Raw genomic sequence first — 25,423 nt, 5'->3', positions numbered from 1 at the left:
TATGAATACCCGTGGCGCATATCAGTTAAGAGCACAGAAGGCAGCAGAACGCCGTCGTGGCAAAACACAGCCACGCGGCGGACAGATCGCTCCGGTGAGTTTGGCAAATCCTATGCCGGTTTCTGAAAACAATGCCTCGCCATCTGACGGAGTGTTTCAGAAAAAAGCAGGAATGCCTGCAAGACGCTCACAGCATCTTTTAACGGATGGTTACACCAATGCGCGTTTGGCACATTGTGAGGATTCGGTAAAAGGCAGATTTGACGCTATTTTACCGACACTGAAGCGAGTTGCCGGCCTGTCTTATGGCCCTGATTTTGTTGAGAGCGCCCAGCGTATTGCCAGACAAACGCTTGATTTTGATCTGTCTGAAGAGTTGTTGGATAAGGCCTGGGTTGGTGGCGCGGATATGAAGGCGCTGTATGCGCAGTGCTCATTCTCAGCGCTTCAGGCGGCAGCGGCACAGTTTGTTGAGGATCTGAATCAGCAGCTGGAGACCGTTGAAGATACGCGGAATTTCTTTTTGGATTGTGGCTTTCATGCGGTGGATATCAGTCCTTGTGCGGATGGTCGTCTTAAAGGCTTAACCCGCTATATTCTGCGTTTGCCATTGTCCTCATTTACGAGGCGCAAGGCTTATGCCGGTGCACTGTTTGATGTTGAAACCGATGTGCACCACTGGGAAGAAACAGAGTTACGACGGTTCCGTGAGGGTGTGCCAACGCCTCCGGAGTCCGGAACGCGTTATCTGAAAATTGCGGTGTATCACACCAGTTCCAGTGATCCCAGTCATCAGGGTTGTGCGGCTCACGGTAGCAATGAACACGCAGCATTGGACGGAGCATTGGAGCGTTTAAATCAGTTCCGTGAAGCGATTGAAAATACATTCTGCTGCGGCGCGAGTACCGATATTTTGTTAATCGGTGTGGATACGGACAGCGATGCGATCAAGGTACATGTACCGGATAGCAAGGGTGATTTGTCGCAGCATCGGGTGGTTGATAATGCGCAGTTATACCGCGACACCATTAATCTCAGCGCGGATCAGGCGCGGGTTGCGATTTACGAAGCGATTAGCAAGCCGAATCAGCAATCTCCGGGTTGGGGCGCAGGTGAAGGTCAACCTCACGAGGGAATGCGCAAGTTGATCGCTAATTTGCTGATTAACAATCTGTCGCAGATTGAATACGTGGAAGATTTGTATGACGGCTGCTACCCAGATATCGGGCATGCCGAGCGTTATATCAGTGTTGGTGATGGCTTTGATGAAGTGCAAATGCGCAATATTGCCTACTACGCACATCTGCATACCCTGGAAGAGGGTGTGGCGGATATGGATGTTGGTATCAAGATATTTACGGGCTTGAATGTGACGCGTGGACTGCCGATTCCGGTGGCGATTCATTACCGCTACAACGCCAAAGTACCGGGGTCGCGTGAGCGTACGGTGGTGAAGGCGAAACGAGTGGAAGCGGCGATTCGTGAGCGTTATGCCGATTTGGATGGCAAAGGTTTGTTGGTCTGCCATCTCTCGGTTCAGGATCGTCCCACTGGTAGTGCCATAGAAACGGTAGGAGCGTCAGCATGAGAATCATGAAGGTCGAAAAAACCTTGGTTTCCACCAATCGACAGGCAGAGCTTGGGCATAAGCCGCTACTCGTGGTGCGTGATAAGGCTGGTGCAACGCCATTGGTGGCGGTTGATGCCATCGGTTGTGTGCCGGGGGATTGGGTGATTTGTGTGAGTTCATCAGCGGCGCGTGAAGCGGCGGGTAGCAAGTCTTTTCCATCAGATCTGACGATTGTTGGAATTATTGATCACTGGAATCCGGAAGACGCACCGGCTGGAGCCTGAGATGGAAATTCTTCAGGTGGTTGATGAGTTAGTGGCAACACGACGCACCGCAGGACTGAAACAAATGTCGCTGCGAGTGCTGACGGACAGAGCCGGAAAACTGAGTGTGGCAACGGACCCGATTGGAGTACCCGCGGGGAAGTGGGTGTTTACCTCTAGCGGCTCAGCGGCACGATTTGGAACGGGAGATCCTGAGATTCATACCGATCTCACGATTCTCGGCATTATCGATTTTTGGAATCCTGCGGAGTGGGATTAAGCATTGGTTTTTGTTTGATCTAAAAAGGGTCAGGCAAAAAGAACAATAGAAGAAGTAAATCAGCGAAATAACTGTTTAAGGAGCATGAAATGGCAGAAGTGACGGGCGTAGCCCTTGGAATGATTGAAACACGTGGTTTAGTGCCCGCCATCGAAGCGGCGGATGCAATGACAAAGGCAGCAGAGGTATCGCTGGTTGGTCGTCAGTTTGTTGGCGGTGGCTATGTGACGGTTCTGGTACGTGGCGAGACAGGTGCGGTAAACGCAGCGGTTCGTGCCGGTGCAGATGCTTGTGAGCGAGTGGGTGACGGTATCGTTGCGGCACACATCATTGCGCGTGTGCATTCAGAAGTTGAAAGTATATTGCCGAAAGCAGGTGAGCTTGCAGACCAGGCAGCTGTTGGTTAACGACGGTTGGTTAATTATTAATTATCTCAAGGAGAAAGAAAATGGCAGATGTAACAGGTATTGCCTTAGGTATGATTGAAACCCGCGGTCTGGTTCCGGCTATCGAAGCGGCAGACGCAATGACTAAGGCGGCAGAAGTAAAGTTGGTTGGCCGTCAGTTTGTTGGCGGTGGTTACGTGACTGTTTTAGTCCGTGGTGAAACCGGCGCGGTCAATGCAGCAGTTCGTGCTGGTGCGGATGCATGTGAGCGAGTAGGTGATGGTATCGTCGCTGCGCACATCATTGCACGTGTACATTCTGAAGTGGAAAGCATTCTGCCTGGCTCGTAATGATTCCTATCGGTTTAAATGGGATGTGCTGCGACACAAGCAGACGTAGCGCATCCTCTTTTAATAATAGTGGAGAGTAGACTATGAGTGCTGAAAACCTTGATCAGGCGTGGAAAGTCAGTAAGCGTCCCGCCAATATTAGCCGTAGCTTCCAGTTTGAGACTTATGATGCGTTGCGTCAGTTTTTGGATGATCTCGCGGATGTTTCAGAGAAAGCAGGTTATTACCCGAATCTCAATTTTACCCGTACTCAGGTGAATGTGAGTATTGAAAGTGATGCGGATGAGCTGGGTAGTCGGGAATATCAGTTTGCTGAGCAAACCGACGCCTTGCTAACGCAGCAGGCAGCTTAAGGAGCGTTTGGCATGAATGATTCTGATGATAAAAAAGCGGCTGATACGGCTAAGACATCCAGTGCGAAGACAGCCGGTGCGACGACGGCTAAAACTGCTGCTAAGCCAGCGGTAAAAAAGACGACAGCTGCTACTAAACCAGCAGGAAAAACAGCTGCAATCAAAAAGCCACCAGCTAAGCCAAAAGCACCGGCTGCACAGAAAACAACAGCAGCGAGTAAGGCCAAAGCTGCAACTAAGCCTGTCAGTAAAACGACGGCAGCTAAAAAGACTGCCACGGCTGCTAGTGCTAAAAAAACGACGTCAACAGCGAAAACAGCTTCAGCTAAAAAGCCGGTAGCAAAGAAAACAACAACGCCAAAAAAGGCAGCACCAAAGAAAGTGGCGGTGAAAAAGCCAGCTGCTAAAAAAACGCCTAAAGCAAAGCTAGAAAGCATGGTGACAGACTCCGGTTTGGAGCAAACCATCGATCTGAATAACGACAAGTTACCCACACATCCAGACCGAATCTGGCCAGATTAATCTCGCGGAGCGTGCAAAAGAAATAACGTTGCGGCACACGAGACATCAAGTGGAGATATCGAATAAATGGCAATTCAACTCAGCGACTATCAAGATGTACTTGATGAATTGGGTGAAACAGCCAATGAAGTCCTGGAGGCTAATTGGCATGAAGCCGCGCGTGTCTTCTCTCCTCGTGGGCTTGATACCTATCTGCGTGGTGCATCCGGTCTAAAATCACTTGGTCGTGGCACGGATCTGGTGGTTTCATTTATTGAAAGTGCGCCGCAAGTGGCGCGGGAAATCGGTGAAGATGCGGTCGCGGAGCTACTTTCCTCTGCCATCAAAATGTACTCCCGAACCAGTGCTGAAGTGTTGGTGTTGTTGTTTTCGACTGCGCCTTCTGCCGCTGCCCGCATGGGTGAAATAGGCTTATTCAAAGGCTATCTCATGCTGCTTAATAATATGTTGGCACAGGCTCCGCGCTCATTACGTCCTATGTTAGGTAAGCTGGAAGTGCTACTGGGCTATCTCACTTTGGGTGGTTTACGCCGCTGGGCGATGTGGGGTGTATCTGCTTATAAAAATGATTTTGAAGCGCAGGTTGCGTACTTTGGTTTAGATAGCGATGAGGCTATGGCCATCATGAAAAAGGAGCAGCGTGGCACCTTATTTGTGGATGTGCAACGTCGTTTGATCATGTATTTACGCGCTCTTTGGGGGCAGGATTTCTTCTTACGTCCGACTTCAGGAGACTTTGAAACGCGCGAAGGTTATCGACCCTACATCGAGCATTATTTTATTCACTTGCCGGACGCCTTTGATGATTTTGGGCTGGATGGTGGCGATAAAGTCGGTGGCTTAGAAATCTATCGGGCTGCTGCCGCACATGTTGCTGCGCACTTCGTTCATTCGCGCTGCGAACCGCAAGTTGATGATATTCCCAGCACGTTTAATCCAGTGCAAAAAATGCTGATTGGCTTGGTTGAAGATGCACGTATCGAGGCATTGGCTGTACAAAAATTTCCGGGGTTGAAGCAGCTTTGGTTGAGTTTATTGCCGGTCAATTCACAAACCACTCCACAGACAGATAGTGATGACCGCTCTGTATTATTGGATCGAATCGTCCGCGCTTTATTGGATGAAAATTACAATGATTCCCATCCATTAGTACTCGCTGCGAGAGAGCTGTTTTACTCAGCGGAAGATCGTTTGGAAGATGACAGGCTGGCTCATGAAATAGGTGTGGTATTAGCGGATAAGGCGATTTCATTGGGCATTAATTTCAATGTAAACAAGGACAAACCTAGCAATCCATACCGCGATGACAACCGCTATTTGTGGGAGGATCAGGAAAGCGAGATAGACCAGATACTCCTTCCGGGTCAGGTTAAGCAGGTTAGAAAATATGTTAGCGTGATGGAGATGTTGAATAATCTCGATGTGCAGGAAGCGACGGACGATGCGCAGGAAATCTGGGTGCTAGCGACTGAGTTTTTCCATGATGACGGGACGTCGCTAAACGAGCGGGAAGGCAAGCCGCCGGTATCTTCTCCAGTGAATTATCCTGAGTGGGATTATCAAACGCAGTTGGAGCGACCTAACTGGGTCACGCTGCTGGAGAAGCGCCCGAAAATGGGAGATCCGGTTGAGGTTGATAATGCGGTTGAAGACAACAAACACATTATCCAACGTATCAAACACATGATTGAAGCGGTGCAACCACAAGGTGTGGTGCGCGAACGAAAAATGGAAGACGGCGATACCATCGATATCAATGCTGCGGTGAATGCCATGGTTGATATTCGCATGGGAATACAGCCTGACCCACGCATCAATATTCGCACACATCTGCAAATACGTGACTTGTCTGTTGTGCTGTTGATTGACCTGTCTGAATCGACCAATGATGAAGTGCGCGATGCCGATGAAGAAGGCGTGACGGTCTTGGATTTAGCGCGGGATGCTGCTGCATTACTGGCCGAAGCATTGGATAAAGTGGGAGACCCATTTGCCATCCATGGCTTTGATTCCAATGGACGCCACGATGTGGAGTATTACCGCATCAAGGATTTTGACTCACCGTATAACGATACCGTGAAAGGCCGTTTGGCAGGTATGACGGGGCAGCTTTCAACGCGCATGGGCGCTGCATTACGTCATGCCGGATCATTACTGAATGAACGCGCCAGTGAAAAGAAAATGGTGTTATTGCTGACCGATGGTGAGCCAGCCGATAACGATGTACGCGACCCGCAATACCTGCGCTACGACACAAAAAAAGCGGTGGAAGATTTGGCCCGAAATGGCGTCAGAACCTTCTGCCTGAGCCTTGATCCTTATGCCGACGATTACGTCTCGAATATCTTCGGACAAAAGAATTATCTGGTGCTGGATCATGTGTCGCGGCTGCCTGAAAAACTACCTTCCCTGTATTTGGGGTTAACGAAATAACACATGGGCTTTATGCATGGATAACGTCAATCTGCGGGTTTATTCATTTATTGACTCGCTGCAACCACAGTTAGCGTCGTACCTTGGTACGTCTTCGCAAGGGTTCCTGCCGATTCCGGGGGATGCTTGTTTGTGGATTGAAGTGTCGCCCAGTATGGCAGTGCATCGCCTGAGTGATATCGCCCTGAAACAAACCAATGTTCGACTTGGCCAGCAGGTGGTTGAGCGTGCTTTTGGTTCGATGGAGATTCATTACTCCAACCAGAGTGAAGTGCAAGCGGCAGGCGGCGCAATTTTACAGGAAATACGACAGGATATTTCTCAGCGTGACCAATGCAAAATCGCCTGGAAGGAAATCATTAGTGCGATTACACCGGATCACGCAACTCTGATTAATCGTCAGGTGCGCATGGGCTCGATGATGATACCGGGCAAGAGCATGTTTATTTTAGAAACAGAGCCAGCCGGATATATTGTTTACGCCGCGAATGAAGCGGAAAAGGGCGCGCATGTGACGCTGGTGGATATGAAAGCCTTCGGCTCATTTGGTCGTTTGATCATGATGGGCAGCGAAGCCGAAACACAGCAAGCGATGTTCGCGGCAGAGCGGGCAATTGCTAACTTAAACCAACAGTCAGGGTATTAATCAATAGCGGTTAAGCATGATGCGTATATTAAATGAAATCAATTTTCGCAATATTCGAGGTGATGTTTTTGGCGGGATGACTGCCGCCGTTGTTGCGCTGCCCATGGCATTGGCCTTTGGTGTGGCTTCTGGTGCGGGTGCGGAAGCAGGTCTGTACGGTGCTATTTTGGTGGGGCTTTTTGCCTCCTTATTTGGTGGTTCGCCGACCTTAATGTCAGAGCCTACCGGCCCGATGACCGTGGTGTTTACTGCGGTGATTGCAGAGCTGATTGCAGCCAATCCTGAGCAGGGCATGGCCATGGCATTTACCGTGGTGGTGATGGCGGGATTGTTTCAGATGTTCTTTGGCGTAATGCGTCTGGGAAAGTTTGTGACCATGATGCCCTACAGTGTGGTGTCAGGGTTTATGTCTGGCATTGGTATTATTCTGATTATCCTGCAAATCGGGCCTTTACTTGGGCATGCAAATCCTGCGGGTGGTGTGATTACGATTTTGCAAAATCTGCCAGCGCAGTTTGCTGACATCAAGTTGAGTGAGTTGTTGTTGGGCGGTCTGACGGTTGCCATTTTGTTTTTGATGCCAGCCAGAATTAACCGTTACATTCCGCCGCAGTTATTGGCGCTGGTGGTGGTGACGCTGATTTCAGTATTGTTGTTGGCAAATGATGATGTGCGCCGTATTGGTGAGGTCCCATCCGGCATTCCAGAGTTCAGAATGCCTGTGTTTAGTATCGAGCAATGGCAGATTATGTTTGTCGATGCCATTGTGCTGGGTGTATTGGGCTGTATTGATGCCTTATTAACTTCAGTGGTGGCAGATAGCCTGACGCATAAGCAGCATAATTCTGATAAGGAGTTGATCGGCCAGGGTTTGGGAAATGTTATGTCTGGTCTGTTTGGTGGATTGCCGGGTGCTGGTGCAACCATGGGCACGGTGGTGGGGATTCAGGCGGGGTCACGATCAGCACTTGCCGGACTGGTCAGAGTCGCCCTACTAGTGATTGTGGTGTTCTGGGCATCAGGACTGACAGAGGTTATTCCGCTAGCGGTGCTGGCTGGCATCGCACTTAAAGTCGGCATCAATATTATCGATTGGGGTTATCTAAAACGTGCGCACAGAGTATCCAGTAAAGGTACGGTGATTACCTATGGCGTGATTATGCTGACCGTCTTTGTTGATTTGATTGTGGCCGTGGGAATCGGTTTGTTTGTGGCCAATGTTATTACTATTACGCGGTTGTCAAAATTACAGGCCGATGATGTTAAAGCAGTGACCAATCCGGATGAGTCGGATTTAGAACTCAACGAGCGCGAATACGCCTTAATGAAAGAGGCCGAGAATCACATTCTGTTGTTTTATATGCGCGGCAAAATGATCTTCGGTACATCGCGGGTGATTAGTCGTAAAAATTCAGAAGTTGAGGGCTACCGCTCGTTGGTAGTGGATATGACGGATGTGAGTTATTTGGGCGTTTCTGCGGCTTTGGCTTTGGAGGAAGCCATCTTAGATATGGTGAGAGCAGGGCGCTCGGTATTTATTGCCGGTGCCTGTGAACAGTCGATTAAACGTTTGAAAAATTTAGGATTATTAGATCAACTTGGTGTTGATAGTATTAAAGATAGCCGGGAGGTGGCGCTTGAAGGCGCGTTGTTAAAGGTTAAGCAAGACAAGCCGAAGGCATAGCAAAAATATGGCGGGATAGCTATATAGCCAAAGGATGATGCGCTACTGCTTGACCCTGATCACTAATGAGGAAGACTATGTAGGTGATCATTTGAGCTAACAATTTTACGGTGATTGGCCATGTAAATCGTTATCGAAACCAAGCAGTCAATCACCTGAGCAGAATATTCTGCTACTGAAGGAGGAGTGCAGTCATGAAAAAAAATATAACGCCCAAATTGGATCGCATTACCCTCAAGCAATTTCGTGCTTACACGGCTTATGTGCGCGCTGGAACGATCAAAGGAGCGGCTAATATCCTGCATATTTCACCCCCTGCGGTGTCTCAACAGTTGAGCTTATTACAAGATAATGTGGGCACATCGATGGTGGTGAAAAGGCCGGATGGTGTCCAGCCTTCTGACTTCGGGCAAGAAATTTTGCTGGCGGCTTCGCGTATCGAAAATGTACTGGAAATGTGCCAGACCTCATTGCAAAAATTGGGTGACAGAACCAGTGGCCGGGTGTCGTTGGGGATCTTCAATTCGGCAAATTATTTTGCGCCAAGATTGATTGCGGAGTTTAAAAAATCGCACCCGAATGTGGATGTCAGAATACGCATTGGTAACCGGGAGAGTGTGTTTAAAGCGTTTCGGAATTACGAATTTGATTTTCTGGTAGTCGGTCGTCCACCGGAAGATATGGATATGGAAAGTGTGGTGATTGGTGATCATCCGCACATCATTATCGGGCCGCCTGATCATCCGTTGATTAATCAGAAGAAGCTAGGTTTTAAAGAGTTTTCAGACGAAACTTTTTTGGTTCGGGAGGAAGGCTCAGGTACCCGACTGGTGATGCTGAAACTGTTTGAAGAGGCTGGGATTAACCCGGGTCCAGGTATGGAAGTGGGTAATAACGAGTCGATTAAGCAGGCAGTGATGGCTGGTTTGGGTATCGCTTTGATATCGGCACATACCGTGGCTGATGAGTTAAAAGACGGGCGACTTAAAGAGTTTGATATCGAAGGTTTACCAGTGATTCGTAAGTGGCTGGTGGTACGCCATAAGAATATAGACCTAGCCCCTGCGGCAGAGGCTTTGTTTAATTTCTTTATCGAATCAGGGGTAGATTTTCTGCCCAAATACCGACAAGAGTGATATTTCCCAATGTATGGGGTGTCTACTATAGTTAGTGTAAGTTTGACTTAATAGTAGTGGATCGGTCTTCAGTATTTGCTTTGCTCACACAAGCTGCGCTTGAATCGATTCGCCGCAGCAAATACTGAAGACCTACTGTGTGGTTGTGATGGTGAGGTGTTGAGTTGGCCGCCAATGTTTGAGCTAGCGTAATTTGCAGTGACTGTGCCATCAAAAAAAGATTTGGAGATTGCGATGCTTAGATGAGTTCAAAGCAAGTAAATCTCGCAGTCAACGCAGCTTTTAGAGTTAGCACATTGCCGTGTTTGGGTGTTTGCGTAGGAAATGTTCGCACCGAAGGTGACATTTCCGGAGCAAACACCCAAACACAGCTGAAAAAACACTAAAATAAAGGAGAAATCGAATATGAAGATATCAGTACCTAAGGAGGTGACGAGCGGCGAACGCCGTGTTGCCACCACCCCGGACGTGGTCACTCAGCTACTGAAGCTTGGCTACAGTGTTGAGGTGGAAACCAAAGCCGGTGAGCCTGCTAATTTCAGCGATGAGGCTTATGAAGCGGCTGGAGCAAGTATTGCGCCGGATACTAAGAGTTGCTGGGATAATGGCGATATTATTCTAAAGGTAAACCAGCCGACGGAAGCTGAAGAAGCCTTGATGCATGAAGGTCAAACGCTGATTAGTTTCTTCTGGCCTGCGCAGAATGAAGAGCAGTTAGCCCGATTCGCTGAGAAGAAGGTGAATGTGATTGCGATGGATGCGGTGCCACGTATTTCCAGAGCACAGAAGATGGATGCCTTGAGTTCGATGGCGAATATCGCGGGTTATCGCGCGGTGGTTGAAGCTTCGAATCATTTTGGTCGTTTCTTTACTGGCCAGATTACGGCGGCGGGTAAGATTCCTCCGGCGAAGGTGTTGATTATCGGTGCCGGTGTTGCAGGTCTGTCGGCAATTGGTGCAGCGACTAGCATGGGTGCGATTGTGCGTTCTTTCGATACGCGCCCTGAAGTAAAAGAGCAAGTCGAAAGTATGGGTGCTGAGTTCCTGCTATTGGAATTCGAAGAAGATGAAGCGGGTGGTACCGAAGGCGGTTACGCCAAAACCATGAGTAAAGAATTCATCGATGCTGAAATGGCGCTGTTCCGTGAGCAGGCTAAAGAGGTCGATATTATTATCACCACTGCATTGATTCCGGGTCGTCCGGCACCGAAGCTGATTCTGGCCGATATGGTTGAGATGATGAAGCCGGGTAGTGTGATTGTCGATCTGGCTGCGCAGCAAGGTGGTAACTGTGAGTTAACGGTACCGGGTGAAGTTGCGGTCAAGCATGATGTAACGTTGATTGGTTACACCGATCTAACCAGCCGCCTAGCGACACAATCGAGTCAGTTATACGGCACAAACCTTCGCCACATGCTAACGGATCTCACGCCGGAAAAAGATGGCAAGATCAATATCGATATGGAAGACGATGTTATCCGTGGGGCGACGGTGACTAAGGAAGGCAAGATTACTTGGCCGCCACCACAAATCAGCGTATCGGCGGCACCACCAGCGGCTGCCAAGCCTGCGGTTGAGCCAAAGCCTGAACCTACTAAAGAAGAATTACGTGCTGAGGCAAAGAAAAAAGCAACTATCACGCTGGCTACAGTGTTTGGTTTGATTGCCTTTATTCTGTGGATTGGTTCGGTTGCGCCGCCTGCGTTTATGGGACATTTGATCGTATTTGTATTGGCAATTTTTGTTGGTTGGCAGGTCATCTGGAATGTCTCGCCCTCGCTGCATACACCGCTGATGAGTGTGACCAACGCCATCTCTGGCATTATTGTCATTGGTGCCATTTTGCAGATTGGTTCGCCGTCCGGAATAGTCGTGATATTAGCGGCCATCGCCGTGCTCATCGCCAGTATTAACATTGCCGGTGGTTTCTTAGTAACTCAGCGCATGCTGCGTATGTTCAGTCGTGAAGAGGACTAAGTCATGATGAATGGTATTGTTGTTGCATCTTATATCGGTGCGAGTATTTTATTTATTCTGAGTCTGAGCGGACTGAGTAAGCAAGAAACGGCTAAACGCGGAAACTTGTACGGTATGGCGGGGATGGCCTTGGCTATTCTGGCGACTGTATTGAGCGATAACGTGAACAGCTATGGCGTGCTAATTGTCATGATGCTAATCGGTGGTGGTATCGGTGCATACATGGCTAAGCGGGTTGAGATGACCTCTATGCCCGAGCTGGTAGCGATGCTGCATAGCTTTGTGGGTATGGCCGCTGTTTTGGTTGGTATTGCCAGCTATCTGGACCCGAATATGCACTTTGAAGGTGCTGAAAAAACCATCCACAATGTTGAAATCGTGCTGGGTGTGTTTATCGGTGCTGTGACCTTTACCGGTTCGGTGGTTGCCTTCGGTAAGCTCAAGGGCATTATGTCGAGCAAGCCATTGGCATTGCCGGGGCGTCACGCGCTGAATCTGGGTTTGGTGATTGTATCCATTATCTTAGGTGGTGTTTTCCTAAGTGCAGATAGCACGGGTGTTGCGGTCACTGCATTGCTTGTGGTGATGTTACTGGCCTTTATTTTTGGTGCATTGCTGGTAATGGCGATCGGTGGCGCGGATATGCCGGTGGTTATTTCGATGCTAAACAGTTATTCAGGCTGGGCCGCAGCAGCGACTGGATTTATGCTGGCAAATGACCTGCTGATTGTGGTGGGTGCGCTGGTAGGTTCCAGTGGTGCGATTCTCAGTGTGATCATGTGCCGCGCCATGAACCGTAAGTTTCTTAGCGTTATTCTGGGTGGTTTTGGTAATACCGAAACATCCGCGGGTGGCGATGAAGAAGCGGGTGTTCATACCGAGATTAAGGCGGATGAAACGGCTGAGTTACTGAAGGACGCTAAGGAAGTGGTCATCGTACCAGGCTACGGTATGGCGGTTGCTCATGCGCAGCATCCGGTGTCAGAAATGACTAAGAAACTACGTGCTAACGGCACCAACGTGCGCTTTGCAATTCATCCGGTGGCAGGTCGTATGCCCGGTCATATGAATGTACTGCTGGCTGAGGCGAAAGTGCCTTATGACATCGTACTGGAAATGGATGAAATCAATGAAGACTTCCCTGATGTTGATGTGGTGATGGTGATTGGTGCAAACGATATCGTGAATCCGTCAGCCTTGGATAATCCGAACAGTCCGATTGCAGGCATGCCGGTACTTGAGGTGTGGAATGCTAAAACCACGATTGTGTCTAAGCGTTCAATGGCGTCAGGTTATGCGGGTGTTGATAATCCATTGTTCTATAAAGAGAACTCACGCATGTTGTTTGGTGATGCCAAGGCAACTGTTGAGGATATCCTGAAACAACTGTAGTTTTTGGTTTATCTCGGTACGGGATAGATAGTCTGTACCGTCCTAAACTAAGTCCCAATAAAAAAGCCACCTTCAGAAATGAGGGTGGCTTTTGTGTTTATATAAGCGTGCGATTAGGAGGTTATTGCGAGCACGGCTTGTAGCACAGGCTTAGTGAAAGCGCCCCTTAAATTGAAAAGCATTTAACACGGAGTGATCACCGTTAAAAATCTCTAAAACCTGATCCTGATGACCGTAAGCAATCGCTGTTGCAAACCAGTAGTGGCTTAATGCTGAGCTATGTTCACAATCAATCCCGCCATTGTATCGCTCAAGGTAATAATGGCCTAAATCAACAGAGACGATATGCTCCTGCTCAAAAGCAAGCTTGAAACAGTCATTAGCGGCAACCGTATTGTGGCACTGTTCAAGGTAGATGATGCCAAGGTTAAATTTCATTAGCGCATGTCCCTTTTCAGCCGCGGTTTGCAGCAAAGACAGGGCTAGTGGAAGGTTCTTCTCTACACAATTACTTCCTGTGGCCAGAATCATGCCGAGGTTATAAGTGCTGTGTAAATTGCCTTGGTCAGAAGACTCTTTATAAAGTTGAACCGCTGCCTGAAGGTCTACTGGCATACCGCCATCGCCAAACTCATACATGCAAGCTAAGCGCTCTTTAGCAGGTGCAAAATCCTGAGCCACTGCTTTTTTATACCAGTTGAAGGCCTGCTGGTAGTCCCTGACATCTTCAATGCAGTGGTATAGAACACCGACATTATGCTGGAAAGTCCGATCTCCTTTTTCGGCCAGCTCCATGAAAACATCGAGAACTTTGTGATAGTGGTGGTTTGCAAAGAAATACTTCGTATCAAGCTGAGCTTTTGCATGCTCAATGTTTGAGTCGTCATACTCCAGATATAATTCGCACACGCGTGCGTTGTTTACGTTACTCATTTTATGGATGTGCCTCCCCGCACGACCAATGGAATACTTTCGTGTATTCACTTGGTGTTCATGATAGAGATAGCGCAGGAGGTTGTAATCACCCTATAGGGTGATTTGAGATGTATAAGTGACAATCAGACCTGTCGCAGTAACCTTTGGATAGCTACACGAAGCGTTGCAGGCTTTAATGGTTTACGAAAAACACTATTACCTGTTTGTCGTATTTCTTCCAGTCTTTCAGGATCTGTTTCCGCCGTAATAACCATAGCAGGGAGGTCTCTAGCTATTATGGTTTGGATTTTTTTGATTACATCGCAACCATTATAGTCTTTATTTAAGTAATAGTCACTGATTATTAACAAGTCGTTATCGTCGTCCGGGTGCGAGTTCTTTAGTTTTTCGGCAAGTTGGATGGCCTCCTCCATATTAGAAGCCGTGACCACTTTACATCCCCAAGTGCTTAACAACAGGTCAAACGAAGAGAGGATATCTTCATTGTCCTCGACTACGATAATCGTCACGCCAACTAATGACCACTGATCTCTGGCCTTATTGGGTAAGCCAATGGGCGCTGCGCTTGCTTTGGGGAGGCTGATTTTAAACTCACTACCGATGCCCGGCTTAGAGGTGACTGTCAGCTCGTGGCCTAGTAAGTTACAGAGCCGTTTCACGATGGAAAGACCAAGACCAAGTCCTTTGTGATCCTCGTTGGAAGGGCTGTCTAGTTGTACAAACTCTTTGAATATCAGCTTTAAGTCGTCCTCTGAAATACCGGGGCCGCTGTCTCGAATAGTAATGCAGACATTATTATCTTCAGAGCTGACGATTAATTGAACTTTGCCCTTCTGGGTATAGCGGATTGCATTGCTCAATAAGTTAGAAATGATCCGCTCTAGTAATAACTGATCACTGTTGATATAGAAGTCGTTGGGATTGATCAGCGATAGTCTAAGGTTTTTACTAAGAGCTTGCTCTTCATAGCGGTCAAGCATTCTGTTAACCAGAGCTGTCACCGGAATCGGTTCTCTGTTAACGGTGAGTAAATCTGCATCCAACCGTGAAATATCCAGCATGCCATTGAGTAGTTCAGTAATACTGTCGAGGGAGTAGTGAATACCCTTGAACAGCCTGGCGTTCTCAGGGGTTTGTGACTGTGACTGCAAGGTGCTAAGTAATAGGCTGGATGCTTGCAGAGGCTGGCGTAAATCATGGCCGGCAACCGTCAGGAATTTCGCCTTAGTGACTTTGGCTTGCTCTGCTTTAATGAGTGCGTCCCGTGTGGCGCGGACCTGTAGGAGCAACAGCGAGAATAAGCCGATCGACAACATCAGTAATCCAAGCATGGCAAATTGCATTTGCAGGCGTGATTCTTTAGTGGCATCCTCCCAGGCAGCTGACTTCCAGTTCGTTCCTATTCGGGTAGCTTTGACAATGCCCATTATGTCAGGGAGTAATTTATCCTTAATACAGTCATCTATCCGGGTAAGATTTTTATCACCAACACGAGCTTCGTCGATATCAGGTTTAAGTGATAGAAACGTATTAAAGTTAGTAGTGATTAACGCAACAACCTGGCCTTCTTTCAGAGGCTTAATGAGATCATAAGTATCGCCCATCATTAAAGTCTCATACTTGGAGTGGGTGATAGCATAGGCTAAGTCGAGGTCATCTTTGCTGTAAGAGGGGTGACCCATGACAAAGCTGTTATACACATTTTGAAGCTCTTTCATTTTCAGTTCGAGCTCATACGCATTAACCACTACATGACGAACGCGACGTGTATATTCTGTTTCCTCATCGGTATTCTTTAGGTAAGCATGAGCAAGCAGCGCACTCAAAGCTAAAAAAGCGATGAAGATAATAATGTATTTGATCCGGTCATTCTGTCGGATCATAGAACTTCAATCGTCTGAATTTGCCAGACTGAACGGCTATTAATCTGCTTTTTTAATAGCTTCTGCTCGTCATCTATGGGGTAGATCAACCAGAGCGGGCCTTTCTTAGCGACCGTTAAATACTCGCCCATGTTTTTTAGCATGATGGTGGCGCGGTGTTTGATTAAATCCTCAACCGGCACTTTTGCCTTGTATTTATCTAGCGCATGAATTTGTAATTTACCTTCAGTGACACCGACCGCTTCCATCAGTAATTTACCCGGGACACCTTCAAATTTCTGTACACCATCGGTCCAGTAGGTTTCAGTATCAATGCTCACCATGCCGAGCGCTTCAAGCATTTCGCGATCAAAACGCGCTTCGCCTGGTGCGTTGGTATGTTTGATATTGCCGGTAATCGTGAGTATTACTTTACCTTCCGGGGCTTTGAGGATATCAGCATTAGCTGACATAATGGACATTACAAGTATTGCGAAGCAGGTCAATATTCGAACAACTATAGACATCAGTTTACCTCGTGTATGGTTGCTTTTTAGCGATAGTCTACATTAGTGTAGTGTTGATGGTATTATAATGCTAGCAATTATGGCGTAATTTTAACTGTGTGAGGGTTTATGAAGGTAATCCATGTGGATGACCATGTACTGTTTGCAGAAGGCTTCAAGGCCATGCTGACGATGCGTACAGCGTTTGATGTTATAAGCCTGACCAGTGCGCGTGAGGCACTAACATTGCTTGATGAAATAGGCGAAGTTGACTTGTTGCTAGTGGATTTGCAAATGCCGGAAATGAACGGTATCTCGATGATTGAGGCTATCGAGCGGAGAGGCTTGTTAGTGCCGGTTGTAGTGATTTCAGCCAGTGAAGATTTATGGGAAATTCGTAAAGTAATGAATGCTGGTGCAGCTGGTTTTATTCCAAAAACAGCCAATACCGAAGAGATTGTTTCAATCCTTGAGCGTGTCATGCAGGGTGAGATTTATTTGCCTGAGAATATTGAAGCGGGTATTGCTCACTTGCCACAGATCAAGCCTGAAGATGGTGTCAAGCAGGCTATGGCTCACTACCACATTACTGAGCGTCAGCTGGAAGTGTTGCGTTTAATCCGGCAGGGATACAACAATAAAGATATCTCAAAAATCCTCTACATCTCAATCGAGACGGTCAGAACGCACGTCAGGAATTTATATAGTGCCTTTCAGGTGAACGATAGAATTCGCTGCGTGCGAGCAGCAGAAGAGGCGGGATTACTTAGGAGGACCCACTAATCCCCGCCACGGTGCTGATCGTTACTTAGTGCTGCCTTCAGTAGTGGTACTGACTGACATGTTCTCACTGTTACCGGATTGTCCGGACATGTCAGCAGCGGCATGTTCATCATAAGCGACCACCGGCTTATTCTCTCCAATCCATTGAACAATACCACGATGGACATTATGCACTTGGGTATAGCCAGCTTTACTGTCTAAGTACTGACTTAGCATTGCAGTACGCCCACCCACCGCACAGATCAGCATAAACGGTTTATCCTTACCGGCAATTTTATCCAGATCAGACATCCATTTCTCGATATCAAATCTACCTCGCTCATCAAACAAGGTAAGTAAGTGACTCCCTTCGACAATGCCGGTTTGTTTCCATTCTGACTTTGTTCTGATGTCAATAATAGGGATGCCCTCATCGATGAGTGACTGCGTTTTTGCCGTGTCGATGTGGATGATTTCAGCCTGAGCGATCGCTGAAAAAAGGAATAATGTCATGATGCTGATTGTCTTTATAAATTGCATGCCTGTAAGCCTGTTTTTAATTTAGTTCGAATATTATTGCGTGAGTTAGTTACGTTTGAAACACTCATTTAGTTGTAGTTCCATCGCATTGTAAAAATCAACGCCATACACTTTAAATTGTGTCGCGAAGTCGGTAAGGTGCCCGCCTTGCATGAGATACCCACTGTGCAGTATTGTTATCGATAACACACTTACTCAAATACCAGACTGGAAGCTTCTATGAATTATGATATCGCCTTAATTGGTCTTGCGGTAATGGGACAAAACCTTGCATTGAACATGAATGATAACGGTTACAAGGTTGTTGCCTACAACCGAACCACCTCAGTCACTCATGATTTCTTGCAAGGCGCTGCTAAAGGTACCGATATTATTGGTGCTGAAACGCTGGAAGAGATGATTTCAAAATTAAGTGTGCCACGAAAAGTCATGTTGATGGTAAAAGCCGGAGAGGTGGTTGATACCGTTATTGAGTCTTTATTACCGCTGTTGGATGAGGGTGATGTGATTATCGATGGTGGTAACGCGAACTACCCGGACTCACAGCGCAGAGCGATTGATTTAAAAGAAAAAGGTTTCCGCTTTATCGGTGCAGGTGTGTCTGGCGGAGAAGAGGGGGCACGTTTCGGACCGTCCATCATGCCGGGTGGAAACCTTGAGGCATGGCCGCTGGTTAAAGAGATCTTTCAGGCGATTAGCGCCAAAACGGAGAATGGTGATCCCTGCTGCGACTGGGTCGGCGCAAATGGTGCAGGGCATTTCGTCAAAATGGTGCACAACGGTATCGAGTACGGTGACATGCAGTTAATCTGCGAAGCCTATCAATTTATGAAAGACCAGCTGCATATGAGTAATGACGAGATGCAGCAGGTGTTTGCAGAATGGGATAAGGGCGATCTGGATAGTTATCTTATCGAAATCACAACTGACATTCTGGGTTATCAGGAAGATGGCACTTATGTGCTAGATACCATTCTTGATAAGGCTGGACAGAAAGGAACCGGTAAATGGACGGCGATCAATGCGCTGGAGTTTGGTATGCCGGTATCGTTGATTGGTGAGGCGGTATTCGCACGGTGTTTGTCTGCACTTAAACAGGAGCGTGTGGCGGCCTCTAAAATACTCGCTGCACCGCAAGCACAAGATTATTCTGCTGAAAAAACTGAGCTTATTGAGGCATTGGGTGATGCTTTGCTGGCATCTAAGATTGTTTCATACGCGCAGGGCTTTATGTTAATGCGTGAGGCATCTGAGCATTTCGAATGGGATTTACAATACGGTTCTATTGCACAGCTGTGGCGTGGTGGCTGTATAATCCGTTCGGTATTTTTAGATGATATCAAAGCGGCTTATGATAAGAACCCGCAGTTGGATAATCTGCTGGTTGATGAATATTTCACAAATAAAATTGCGGCAGCACAGTCCGGATGGCGCAAAGTGTTAGCTAAGGCCATTGAAGCCGGTGTACCGACACCCGCGATGAGTAGTGCATTGGCATTTTATGATGGCTACCGCACAGAAACCTTGCCAGCCAATATGCTGCAGGCTCAGCGCGACTACTTTGGGGCGCATACTTATGAGCGTATCGATAAGCCGGAAGGTGAGCGATTTCATACGAATTGGACGGGTACCGGTGGGGATGTCTCCAGTACTAGTTATGATGTGTAGGTAAGTTTTAACTATATTACTGGACTCTGAACCGTTTTTTAAAGCTCACTGCCTTTTGGAGAAAGTCTGAAAAATGGCCTGATCTGTGAGCGGGGAAATGTCAGTCACCTGAGCTTACTGTTCTGGTGCAGTCTGTTTCCTAATGGTTTGTTTTGGTGCGGGGTGTCTTTTGAGGCGCCCCGTTTCTTATGTCACTGCATATATTTTTAGCGAAATAATTTTTGGCACGTCATTTGCTAGGTTGATACTGAGTTTATTAACCTGAGATGAAGCGAATGAAAAAACAAATCAAAGGATTGCTAGCGTCAGTGATGACGGCGGGCTTGGTATTTGGTTCAGCGATTGCAATGGCCGATAGCCACAGTGAGAAAGAGACTATCAAGGTCGGTGTACTGCACTCTCTGTCCGGTACTATGGCAATCAGTGAAACCACACTTAAAGACACTATGTTGATGCTCATCGAAGAGCAAAACAAAAAAGGTGGTCTGCTAGGCAAGCAACTGGAAGCAGTGGTTGTTGACCCGGCTTCTGACTGGCCACTATTTGCTGAAAAGACACGTGAGCTGATCACCAAAGACGGCGTTTCGTCTATTTTCGGTTGCTGGACTTCAGTTTCTCGTAAATCAGTACTACCTGTTATTGAAGAGCTAAACGGCTTACTGTTCTACCCTGTTCAGTACGAAGGTGAAGAGTCATCTAAGAACGTATTCTACACAGGTGCTGCACCAAACCAGCAAGCGATTCCAGCAGTTGAATACCTAATGGACGAAGGTGTTGAGCGTTGGGTGCTTGCAGGTACTGACTACGTTTACCCACGTACTACAAACAAAATCCTTGAAGCATTCCTTAAGAGTAAAGGCGTTGATGAGAAAGACATCATGATCAACTACACGCCTTTCGGTCATTCTGACTGGCAGTCAATCGTTGCTGATATCAAGAAGTTCGGTAGCGAAGGCAAGAAGACAGCGGTTGTATCGACTATCAACGGTGACGCTAACGTTCCATTCTATAAAGAATTGGGTAACCAAGGCGTAGATGCTGAGTCTATCCCTGTTGTTGCATTCTCTGTTGGTGAAGAAGAGCTTTCTGGTTTTGATACTAAGCCTTTGGTTGGTCACTTGGCAGCATGGAATTACTTCATGAGTGTTGAGAACGATGCTAATGCTGACTTCATCAAGAAGTGGCAGGCATTTACTAAAAACGATAAGCGTGTAACGAACGATCCTATGGAAGCACACGTCATCGGTTTCAACCTTTGGGTACAGGCTGTTGAAAAAGCTGGTACTACAGACGTTGATGCAGTGGGTAAAGCAATCATCGGTCTTGAGACGCCAAACCTGACTGGCGGTATCGCGAAGATGCTACCTAACCACCACATCACTAAGCCTGTTCTGATTGGTGAAATCCAGGAAGACGGTCAGTTCGAAGTTGTTTCTGAAACTGACGGTACAGTACCGGGCGATGCATGGTCTGACTATCTTGAAGGTTCTAAGGATTTAGTGTCTGACTGGACTGATGCTAAGAACTGCGGAAACTACAACACTGTCGAGAAGAAGTGTGTTGGTGCAGTTAACTAAGAACTAAGCAACACCTTAAGTTCCAATAGCACTATTGGCCCGCGCCTGTCACCGACATGGCAGGCGTGGGCTTTTTCCATCATTGTGGGGTCTCCATGCAACGAACCAGATTTGCCATCCAGCATTGGGTTTGGATGTTGCTTCTAAGTCTGACTATGAGCTTCTCGGCAGCGACACATGCTGATGACTCAACGCTTCAGGCTGGCATTCAAAATCTCTTAGCGAAAGGTTTTTCGCAAAAAATTGAAGGCGTGAATCAGATTGTCGAGAGCGGCGATCCACGTGCTGAACAAATTCTACAAGCGTTGCTCGACAAGCAACTCTTCTCCGTTAAAGCTGATAATACTCTGGTGTTCTACGACAAGAAGACCGATGAGGCGCAGGCTAAACAAGTACTTACAGGTGAACCGGTTGCGGTAGCATCTGCCAAAGATCTTTCCCGCATTCGTACCAATAACCGCATGCGTGGGCAAATTAAACAGTTGCTTGCCAGTATTCAGTTGATGAATCCTGATGATGCGATGCGTCTGGCTGCGGTCAAAGCGATGGTTGGGAATGTGTCGCCTGATCAGGTTGACAGTATCCGTACTCTGGCTGAAAAAGAAGCCAATCCCGACATTAAAAAAGAGATGCAAACGCTGGTACAACTGGCAGAGCTGAAGTCAGATGATGCTGATGTGGTTAAAGCCGCGATTGCTGGTCTAGCGGGTAATCTGAATCAACAAGTGCGCCCCACGTTGCAGGCACTGACCGAATCAGATGATGCATCCATTGCTGCGGCTGCCACGCAGACTTTAGTTGAAATTGATAATAAAGTGACGTGGTATGGCCATCTTGAAACGCTGTTTTTTGGTTTGAGTCTGGGCTCGGTTCTGGTACTTGCGGCAATCGGTTTGGCGATCACCTTCGGTGTAATGGGTGTGATCAATATGGCGCATGGTGAGCTGATTATGCTGGGCGCATATACCACTTACACCATCCAAACTTATGTCTTGCCTAACTTCCCCGGTGTCTCGCTGATTGTGTCCATTCCGGCCGCTTTCGTGGTGTCTGGTTTGGTGGGTGTGCTCATTGAGAAAACAGTGATTCGTCATTTATACGGACGCCCACTGGAAACATTGCTGGCCACATTCGGTATTAGTTTGATCCTGCAGCAAGCAGTGAGAACCATCTTCTCGCCACTGAATCGCTCGGTTGAAACACCGGAGTGGATGTCTGGCTCGATTCAAATCAATGAGGTGCTGTCACTCACGCTGAATCGCTTATACGTGATTGCCTTCTGTTTAGTGGTGTTTGCACTGTTGTTTATGGTGCTGAAGAAAACCTCCCTCGGTTTACAGGTGAGAGCGGTGTCACAAAACCGTGGCATGGCGCGTGCCATGGGGGTAAAAGCCTCACGGGTCGATGCCATGACTTTTGGCTTAGGTGCAGGTATTGCTGGGGTGGCGGGTGTTGCCTTATCCCAGCTCACTAATGTTGGGCCGAATCTGGGACAAAGCTACATTATCGACTCTTTCATGGTCGTGGTATTTGGTGGCGTTGGAAACTTGTGGGGCACGTTGATCGCAGGCTTCTCTCTCGGTATTGCCAACAAGTTCTTAGAGCCGTGGGCCGGTGCAGTATTGGCCAAAATACTGGTACTGGTTTTCATCATTCTGTTTATTCAGAAACACCCGCGCGGATTGTTCCCGCAAAAAGGGCGAGCCGCTGACAATTAAGGAGCCATCAGATGTTTAGAATTTTAAAAGGCGACTACGGCGGCCAGATCTTAATTGCGATTGTTATTGCCGCTTGCGCACTTGTGCCGTATTTGAATTTATACGTGCCAGCCAGTAGCCCGTTTCACTTATCGACCTTTACCGTGACGCTGTTGGGCAAATACCTGACCTATGCTTTGTTAGCCTTGTCGGTGGATTTGGTGTGGGGTTATCTGGGGATACTCAGCTTAGGTCACGGCGCATTTTTTGCACTCGGTGGCTATGCCATGGGTATGTACCTGATGCGTCAGATTGGTGATCGCGGGGTGTACGGAAACCCTGAACTGCCGGACTTTATGGTGTTCCTGAACTGGGATGCGCTGCCATGGTTCTGGCAGGGCTTTGATATGTTCTGGTTTGCCATGTTGATGGTGCTGTTTGTGCCGGGTTTATTGGCGTATGTATTTGGTTATTTAGCCTTCCGCTCGCGTGTGACCGGTGTGTATTTATCGATTATCACACAAGCACTGACTTACGCCTTATTGCTGGCTTTCTTCCGTAATGAGATGGGTTTTGGTGGTAATAACGGACTGACTGACTTTAAGGATATTCTCGGCTTTAATTTGCAATCCGATGCCACGCGGATTGGTTTGTTTATTGCCTCTGGGATTGCGCTGATTTTGGGTTACCTCAGTTGTCGGGCTATCGTAGCTTCACGTTTAGGACGTGTGGCGATGGCGGTACGTGACTCAGAAGACCGTGTGCGTTTTATCGGCTATCGTGTGGATAAAGTGAAACTGGCGATTTTTACCTTCTCAGCGGTATTGGCGGGCGTCGCCGGTGCTTTGTATGTGCCACAAGTGGGTATTATCAACCCCGGTGAATTCTCACCACTGAACTCTATTGAATTAGTAATTTGGGTGGCCGTTGGTGGTCGTGGAACACTGTATGGTGCAGCCTTGGGCGCGATTGTGGTGAACTATGCCAAGACTTATTTAACCGGGGCATTACCTGAAGTATGGTTGTTCGCACTGGGTAGTTTATTTGTATTAGTCACACTGTATCTACCGCAAGGTATCGTCGGCTTAATGCGTCGCAGACAAAAGGAGATTGGTCATGAAACAGCTTGATACGCTCCGTGAAATAATGCGACCAGATGAAGTATTTCCCTTCGTTCATAGTCAAAAAGGCTTGGAGCCAATTACCGACCGCGGGGTGATTCTGAGTCTGGAAGGGGTCAATAAATCCTTCGATGGATTCAAGGCTATCAATGATCTGAATATGGCGATTGATGCGGGTGAACTGCGCTGCATTATCGGGCCGAATGGCGCGGGTAAAACCACCATGATGGATATCATTACCGGCAAAACCGTACCAGATACCGGACGCGTGCGTTTTGGTCAAACCATGAATCTGCTGGGCATGTCAGAGCCTGAAATTGCACAGGCGGGCATTGGTCGTAAGTTCCAGAAGCCGACCGTTTTTGAATGCCTGACAGTTGCCGAGAACCTGGAATTAGCCATGCACGGCGATAAGTCGGTGTGGGCAACTTTTAGAGCCACACTGAGCGGTGAGCAGCAGGATCATCTGGATAAAGTACTTACTACCATTGGCCTGCAGGAAGGTGCAAAAGGCCAGGCCGGATCACTCTCTCATGGTCAAAAGCAGTGGTTAGAAATCGGTATGTTGCTGATGCAGCGACCTCATGTTTTGTTGGTCGATGAGCCAGCTGCTGGCATGACCCACCAGGAAATGGATAAAACCACGGAACTGCTCAATGCCTTAGCCGGTGATCACACGGTCGTGGTAGTCGAGCACGATATGGACTTCGTGCGTTCCATCGCCCGACGCGTCACCGTGCTGCACCAAGGGCATGTGTTGGCAGAAGGAACCATGGACGACGTGCAACAAGATCAACGCGTAATTGAGGTATATCTCGGTGAGTAATTTATTAAGTATTCAGGGTTTAAACCAATATTATGGCGAAAGTCACACGCTTTGGGATGTCATGTTGGACGTGCCGAGCGGCAAATGCACCTGCTTAATGGGGCGTAACGGGGTGGGTAAAACTACGTTGTTGCAGGTCATTATGGGCTTGCTGGCGACCGAGTCTGGCGCGATCAAATTTGATGATCAGGAAATTCAGTCGGTAAAAGCTGAGCAACGTGCTGAGCTGGGAATTGGTTATGTCCCTCAGGGGCGACAGATATTTCCATTGCTGACCGTGCAGGAGAATCTGGAGGTAGGGCTGCTGGCACGTACTGATGGCGTTAAAACAGTGCCGCAGTTCGTGTATGACTTATTCCCTGTGCTGAAAGACATGTTGAAGCGTCGGGGTGGTGATTTATCCGGTGGTCAGCAGCAGCAATTGGCTATTGCGCGGGCGCTGATGATTGATCCTAAAATGTTGATATTGGATGAGCCTACGGAAGGGATTCAGCCGAATATTGTCAGGCAAATTGGGGATATTATTACGCAGTTGAATGATGAGCTTGGGTTGACCGTGTTGTTGGTTGAGCAGAAGTTGCCGTTTGCTAGACGGGTTGCGGATACGTTTTGTATTTTGGATCGGGGACGGTCTGTGGCGCAGGGGGAGATTGCTGAGTTGAGTGATGAGTTGGTTGAGAGGTATTTGACGGTTTAAGTGTATTATTTTATCAAACAATATCAATGAGTTAAATATTATTCAGGGTCGACTACATAGCGATGCGTCGGTTGTTGGCGGCTCACTCATCTAGCTTTCTTCATGAGTTTTCTAACAAATCATCGGTTAGCATTATAGCCAGCATAAGCGAGCAGTGTTACCAAGGTTCGTTGATCTGCTGAGCTACCAATTAGGCCAAACCGTCGCTTAAGTTTTGTGGCGAGTTTAAGGCGTTGTGG

24 protein-coding genes are annotated in these 25,423 nt (G+C 47.8%); 20 read left to right on the top strand and 4 right to left on the bottom strand.

The features are described from left to right. Window position 1: 1 nt before the first annotated feature. The 13 genes from DKW60_RS00860 to pntB all read left to right on the top strand — a co-directional run bounded on the left by DKW60_RS00860 (window position 2) and on the right by pntB (window position 12,992). Window positions 2-1,588 carry a carboxysome shell carbonic anhydrase gene (locus DKW60_RS00860; RefSeq protein WP_109835772.1) on the top strand — a complete coding sequence of 529 codons (1,587 nt, stop codon included), beginning with the start codon at window positions 2-4 and terminating at the stop codon, window positions 1,586-1,588. Then, window positions 1,585-1,854, top strand: a complete 270-nt coding sequence (gene csoS4, locus DKW60_RS00855; protein WP_109835771.1) for an alpha-carboxysome shell vertex protein CsoS4 — start codon at window positions 1,585-1,587, stop codon at window positions 1,852-1,854. The genes DKW60_RS00860 and csoS4 overlap by 4 nt, the downstream gene beginning before the upstream one ends. 1 nt (window position 1,855) lies before the next feature. Next, entirely contained in the window at window positions 1,856-2,113 is a 258-nt protein-coding gene (locus DKW60_RS00850) for a carboxysome peptide B (protein WP_109835770.1), read from the top strand. An 89-nt stretch (window positions 2,114-2,202) separates the two neighbouring features. Continuing rightward, window positions 2,203-2,520 carry an alpha-carboxysome major shell protein CsoS1 gene (csoS1, locus tag DKW60_RS00845; protein WP_109835769.1) on the top strand — a complete coding sequence of 106 codons (318 nt, stop codon included), beginning with the start codon at window positions 2,203-2,205 and terminating at the stop codon, window positions 2,518-2,520. Window positions 2,521-2,561: 41 nt separating this feature from the next. Further along, entirely contained in the window at window positions 2,562-2,849 is a 288-nt protein-coding gene (csoS1, locus tag DKW60_RS00840) for an alpha-carboxysome major shell protein CsoS1 (RefSeq protein WP_109835768.1), read from the top strand. Window positions 2,850-2,932: 83 nt separating this feature from the next. Then, window positions 2,933-3,202: a 4a-hydroxytetrahydrobiopterin dehydratase gene (locus DKW60_RS00835; protein WP_109835767.1), complete on the top strand. Its 270-nt coding sequence runs from the start codon at window positions 2,933-2,935 to the stop codon at window positions 3,200-3,202. Between the two features lie 12 nt (window positions 3,203-3,214). Beyond that, window positions 3,215-3,724 carry a hypothetical protein gene (locus DKW60_RS00830; RefSeq protein ID WP_109835766.1) on the top strand — a complete coding sequence of 170 codons (510 nt, stop codon included), beginning with the start codon at window positions 3,215-3,217 and terminating at the stop codon, window positions 3,722-3,724. A gap of 66 nt (window positions 3,725-3,790) precedes the next feature. Then, complete coding sequence (locus DKW60_RS00825; protein WP_109835765.1) at window positions 3,791-6,157, top strand: nitric oxide reductase activation protein NorD; 2,367 nt, start codon at window positions 3,791-3,793, stop codon at window positions 6,155-6,157. Window positions 6,158-6,173: 16 nt separating this feature from the next. Next, complete coding sequence (locus tag DKW60_RS00820; RefSeq protein ID WP_109835764.1) at window positions 6,174-6,803, top strand: hypothetical protein; 630 nt, start codon at window positions 6,174-6,176, stop codon at window positions 6,801-6,803. Window positions 6,804-6,819: 16 nt separating this feature from the next. Continuing rightward, entirely contained in the window at window positions 6,820-8,487 is a 1,668-nt protein-coding gene (locus DKW60_RS00815) for a SulP family inorganic anion transporter (RefSeq protein WP_219988588.1), read from the top strand. A gap of 194 nt (window positions 8,488-8,681) precedes the next feature. Next, on the top strand, window positions 8,682-9,623 hold the full coding sequence (locus tag DKW60_RS00810) for a LysR family transcriptional regulator (protein ID WP_109835763.1): 942 nt from the start codon (window positions 8,682-8,684) through the stop codon (window positions 9,621-9,623). A gap of 405 nt (window positions 9,624-10,028) precedes the next feature. After that, window positions 10,029-11,600: a Re/Si-specific NAD(P)(+) transhydrogenase subunit alpha gene (locus tag DKW60_RS00805; protein WP_109835762.1), complete on the top strand. Its 1,572-nt coding sequence runs from the start codon at window positions 10,029-10,031 to the stop codon at window positions 11,598-11,600. 3 nt (window positions 11,601-11,603) lie between these two features. Beyond that, the gene (pntB, locus tag DKW60_RS00800; RefSeq protein WP_109835761.1) at window positions 11,604-12,992 is read left to right on the top strand and encodes a Re/Si-specific NAD(P)(+) transhydrogenase subunit beta; all 1,389 of its coding nucleotides are present in this window, start codon (window positions 11,604-11,606) and stop codon (window positions 12,990-12,992) included. A 150-nt stretch (window positions 12,993-13,142) separates the two neighbouring features. Here pntB and DKW60_RS00795 read toward each other — a convergent pair whose 3' ends face one another. The 3 genes from DKW60_RS00795 to DKW60_RS00785 all read right to left on the bottom strand — a co-directional run bounded on the left by DKW60_RS00795 (window position 13,143) and on the right by DKW60_RS00785 (window position 16,317). Then, complete coding sequence (locus DKW60_RS00795; protein WP_109835760.1) at window positions 13,143-13,925, bottom strand: tetratricopeptide repeat protein; 783 nt, start codon at window positions 13,923-13,925, stop codon at window positions 13,143-13,145. Window positions 13,926-14,050: 125 nt separating this feature from the next. Then, window positions 14,051-15,811 carry an ATP-binding response regulator gene (locus DKW60_RS00790; RefSeq protein ID WP_109835759.1) on the bottom strand — a complete coding sequence of 587 codons (1,761 nt, stop codon included), beginning with the start codon at window positions 15,809-15,811 and terminating at the stop codon, window positions 14,051-14,053. Next, window positions 15,808-16,317 (bottom strand): putative pterin-binding protein, encoded by a 510-nt coding sequence (locus DKW60_RS00785; RefSeq protein ID WP_181389541.1) that lies wholly within the window; start codon window positions 16,315-16,317, stop codon window positions 15,808-15,810. The genes DKW60_RS00790 and DKW60_RS00785 overlap by 4 nt, the downstream gene beginning before the upstream one ends. A gap of 108 nt (window positions 16,318-16,425) precedes the next feature. Between DKW60_RS00785 and DKW60_RS00780 the strand changes: the two genes are divergently transcribed. Beyond that, window positions 16,426-17,079: a response regulator transcription factor gene (locus tag DKW60_RS00780; RefSeq protein WP_109835757.1), complete on the top strand. Its 654-nt coding sequence runs from the start codon at window positions 16,426-16,428 to the stop codon at window positions 17,077-17,079. 21 nt (window positions 17,080-17,100) lie between these two features. Here DKW60_RS00780 and DKW60_RS00775 read toward each other — a convergent pair whose 3' ends face one another. Next, window positions 17,101-17,571 carry a rhodanese-like domain-containing protein gene (locus tag DKW60_RS00775; RefSeq protein ID WP_219988587.1) on the bottom strand — a complete coding sequence of 157 codons (471 nt, stop codon included), beginning with the start codon at window positions 17,569-17,571 and terminating at the stop codon, window positions 17,101-17,103. A gap of 246 nt (window positions 17,572-17,817) precedes the next feature. On the opposite strand from DKW60_RS00775, the gene gnd reads away from it, so the two are divergent. The 6 genes from gnd (at window position 17,818) to urtE (ending at window position 25,184) form a co-directional block, all read left to right on the top strand. Beyond that, window positions 17,818-19,266, top strand: coding sequence for a decarboxylating NADP(+)-dependent phosphogluconate dehydrogenase (gene gnd / locus DKW60_RS00770; RefSeq protein WP_109835755.1), 1,449 nt, complete (start codon window positions 17,818-17,820; stop codon window positions 19,264-19,266). Window positions 19,267-19,541: 275 nt separating this feature from the next. Then, window positions 19,542-20,843: an urea ABC transporter substrate-binding protein gene (urtA, locus tag DKW60_RS00765; protein ID WP_109835754.1), complete on the top strand. Its 1,302-nt coding sequence runs from the start codon at window positions 19,542-19,544 to the stop codon at window positions 20,841-20,843. A 95-nt stretch (window positions 20,844-20,938) separates the two neighbouring features. Next, window positions 20,939-22,561 (top strand): urea ABC transporter permease subunit UrtB, encoded by a 1,623-nt coding sequence (urtB, locus tag DKW60_RS00760; protein ID WP_245929523.1) that lies wholly within the window; start codon window positions 20,939-20,941, stop codon window positions 22,559-22,561. Between the two features lie 11 nt (window positions 22,562-22,572). Beyond that, entirely contained in the window at window positions 22,573-23,670 is a 1,098-nt protein-coding gene (urtC, locus tag DKW60_RS00755) for an urea ABC transporter permease subunit UrtC (protein WP_109835753.1), read from the top strand. Continuing rightward, window positions 23,657-24,487, top strand: coding sequence for an urea ABC transporter ATP-binding protein UrtD (gene urtD / locus DKW60_RS00750; RefSeq protein WP_109835752.1), 831 nt, complete (start codon window positions 23,657-23,659; stop codon window positions 24,485-24,487). The genes urtC and urtD overlap by 14 nt, the downstream gene beginning before the upstream one ends. Next, window positions 24,480-25,184, top strand: a complete 705-nt coding sequence (urtE, locus tag DKW60_RS00745; RefSeq protein WP_109835751.1) for an urea ABC transporter ATP-binding subunit UrtE — start codon at window positions 24,480-24,482, stop codon at window positions 25,182-25,184. The genes urtD and urtE overlap by 8 nt, the downstream gene beginning before the upstream one ends. Window positions 25,185-25,423 lie beyond the last annotated feature (239 nt).

This window comes from Leucothrix pacifica, from assembly GCF_003172875.1.
Taxonomy (GTDB): Bacteria; Pseudomonadota; Gammaproteobacteria; order Thiotrichales; family Thiotrichaceae; genus Leucothrix; species Leucothrix pacifica.
This window is presented reverse-complemented; position numbering and strand designations above follow the sequence as displayed.

What these genes read in the sequence shown, in the direction of transcription:
- urtA (WP_109835754.1), top strand. Translation starts at nt 19,542, where the DNA reads ATGAAAAAACAAATCAAAGGATTGCTAGCGTCAGTGATGACGGCGGGC.
- DKW60_RS00805 (WP_109835762.1), top strand. Translation starts at nt 10,029, where the DNA reads ATGAAGATATCAGTACCTAAGGAGGTGACGAGCGGCGAACGCCGTGTT.
- DKW60_RS00785 (WP_181389541.1), bottom strand. Translation starts at nt 16,317, where the DNA reads ATGTCTATAGTTGTTCGAATATTGACCTGCTTCGCAATACTTGTAATG.
- DKW60_RS00810 (WP_109835763.1), top strand. Translation starts at nt 8,682, where the DNA reads ATGAAAAAAAATATAACGCCCAAATTGGATCGCATTACCCTCAAGCAA.
- csoS4 (WP_109835771.1), top strand. Translation starts at nt 1,585, where the DNA reads ATGAGAATCATGAAGGTCGAAAAAACCTTGGTTTCCACCAATCGACAG.
- urtC (WP_109835753.1), top strand. Translation starts at nt 22,573, where the DNA reads ATGTTTAGAATTTTAAAAGGCGACTACGGCGGCCAGATCTTAATTGCG.
- DKW60_RS00820 (WP_109835764.1), top strand. Translation starts at nt 6,174, where the DNA reads ATGGATAACGTCAATCTGCGGGTTTATTCATTTATTGACTCGCTGCAA.
- DKW60_RS00835 (WP_109835767.1), top strand. Translation starts at nt 2,933, where the DNA reads ATGAGTGCTGAAAACCTTGATCAGGCGTGGAAAGTCAGTAAGCGTCCC.
- pntB (WP_109835761.1), top strand. Translation starts at nt 11,604, where the DNA reads ATGATGAATGGTATTGTTGTTGCATCTTATATCGGTGCGAGTATTTTA.
- urtD (WP_109835752.1), top strand. Translation starts at nt 23,657, where the DNA reads ATGAAACAGCTTGATACGCTCCGTGAAATAATGCGACCAGATGAAGTA.
- DKW60_RS00860 (WP_109835772.1), top strand. Translation starts at nt 2, where the DNA reads ATGAATACCCGTGGCGCATATCAGTTAAGAGCACAGAAGGCAGCAGAA.
- DKW60_RS00795 (WP_109835760.1), bottom strand. Translation starts at nt 13,925, where the DNA reads ATGAGTAACGTAAACAACGCACGCGTGTGCGAATTATATCTGGAGTAT.
- DKW60_RS00775 (WP_219988587.1), bottom strand. Translation starts at nt 17,571, where the DNA reads ATGACATTATTCCTTTTTTCAGCGATCGCTCAGGCTGAAATCATCCAC.
- DKW60_RS00780 (WP_109835757.1), top strand. Translation starts at nt 16,426, where the DNA reads ATGAAGGTAATCCATGTGGATGACCATGTACTGTTTGCAGAAGGCTTC.
- urtB (WP_245929523.1), top strand. Translation starts at nt 20,939, where the DNA reads ATGCAACGAACCAGATTTGCCATCCAGCATTGGGTTTGGATGTTGCTT.
- DKW60_RS00850 (WP_109835770.1), top strand. Translation starts at nt 1,856, where the DNA reads ATGGAAATTCTTCAGGTGGTTGATGAGTTAGTGGCAACACGACGCACC.
- gnd (WP_109835755.1), top strand. Translation starts at nt 17,818, where the DNA reads ATGAATTATGATATCGCCTTAATTGGTCTTGCGGTAATGGGACAAAAC.
- csoS1 (WP_109835768.1), top strand. Translation starts at nt 2,562, where the DNA reads ATGGCAGATGTAACAGGTATTGCCTTAGGTATGATTGAAACCCGCGGT.
- DKW60_RS00815 (WP_219988588.1), top strand. Translation starts at nt 6,820, where the DNA reads ATGATGCGTATATTAAATGAAATCAATTTTCGCAATATTCGAGGTGAT.
- DKW60_RS00830 (WP_109835766.1), top strand. Translation starts at nt 3,215, where the DNA reads ATGAATGATTCTGATGATAAAAAAGCGGCTGATACGGCTAAGACATCC.
- csoS1 (WP_109835769.1), top strand. Translation starts at nt 2,203, where the DNA reads ATGGCAGAAGTGACGGGCGTAGCCCTTGGAATGATTGAAACACGTGGT.
- DKW60_RS00825 (WP_109835765.1), top strand. Translation starts at nt 3,791, where the DNA reads ATGGCAATTCAACTCAGCGACTATCAAGATGTACTTGATGAATTGGGT.
- DKW60_RS00790 (WP_109835759.1), bottom strand. Translation starts at nt 15,811, where the DNA reads ATGATCCGACAGAATGACCGGATCAAATACATTATTATCTTCATCGCT.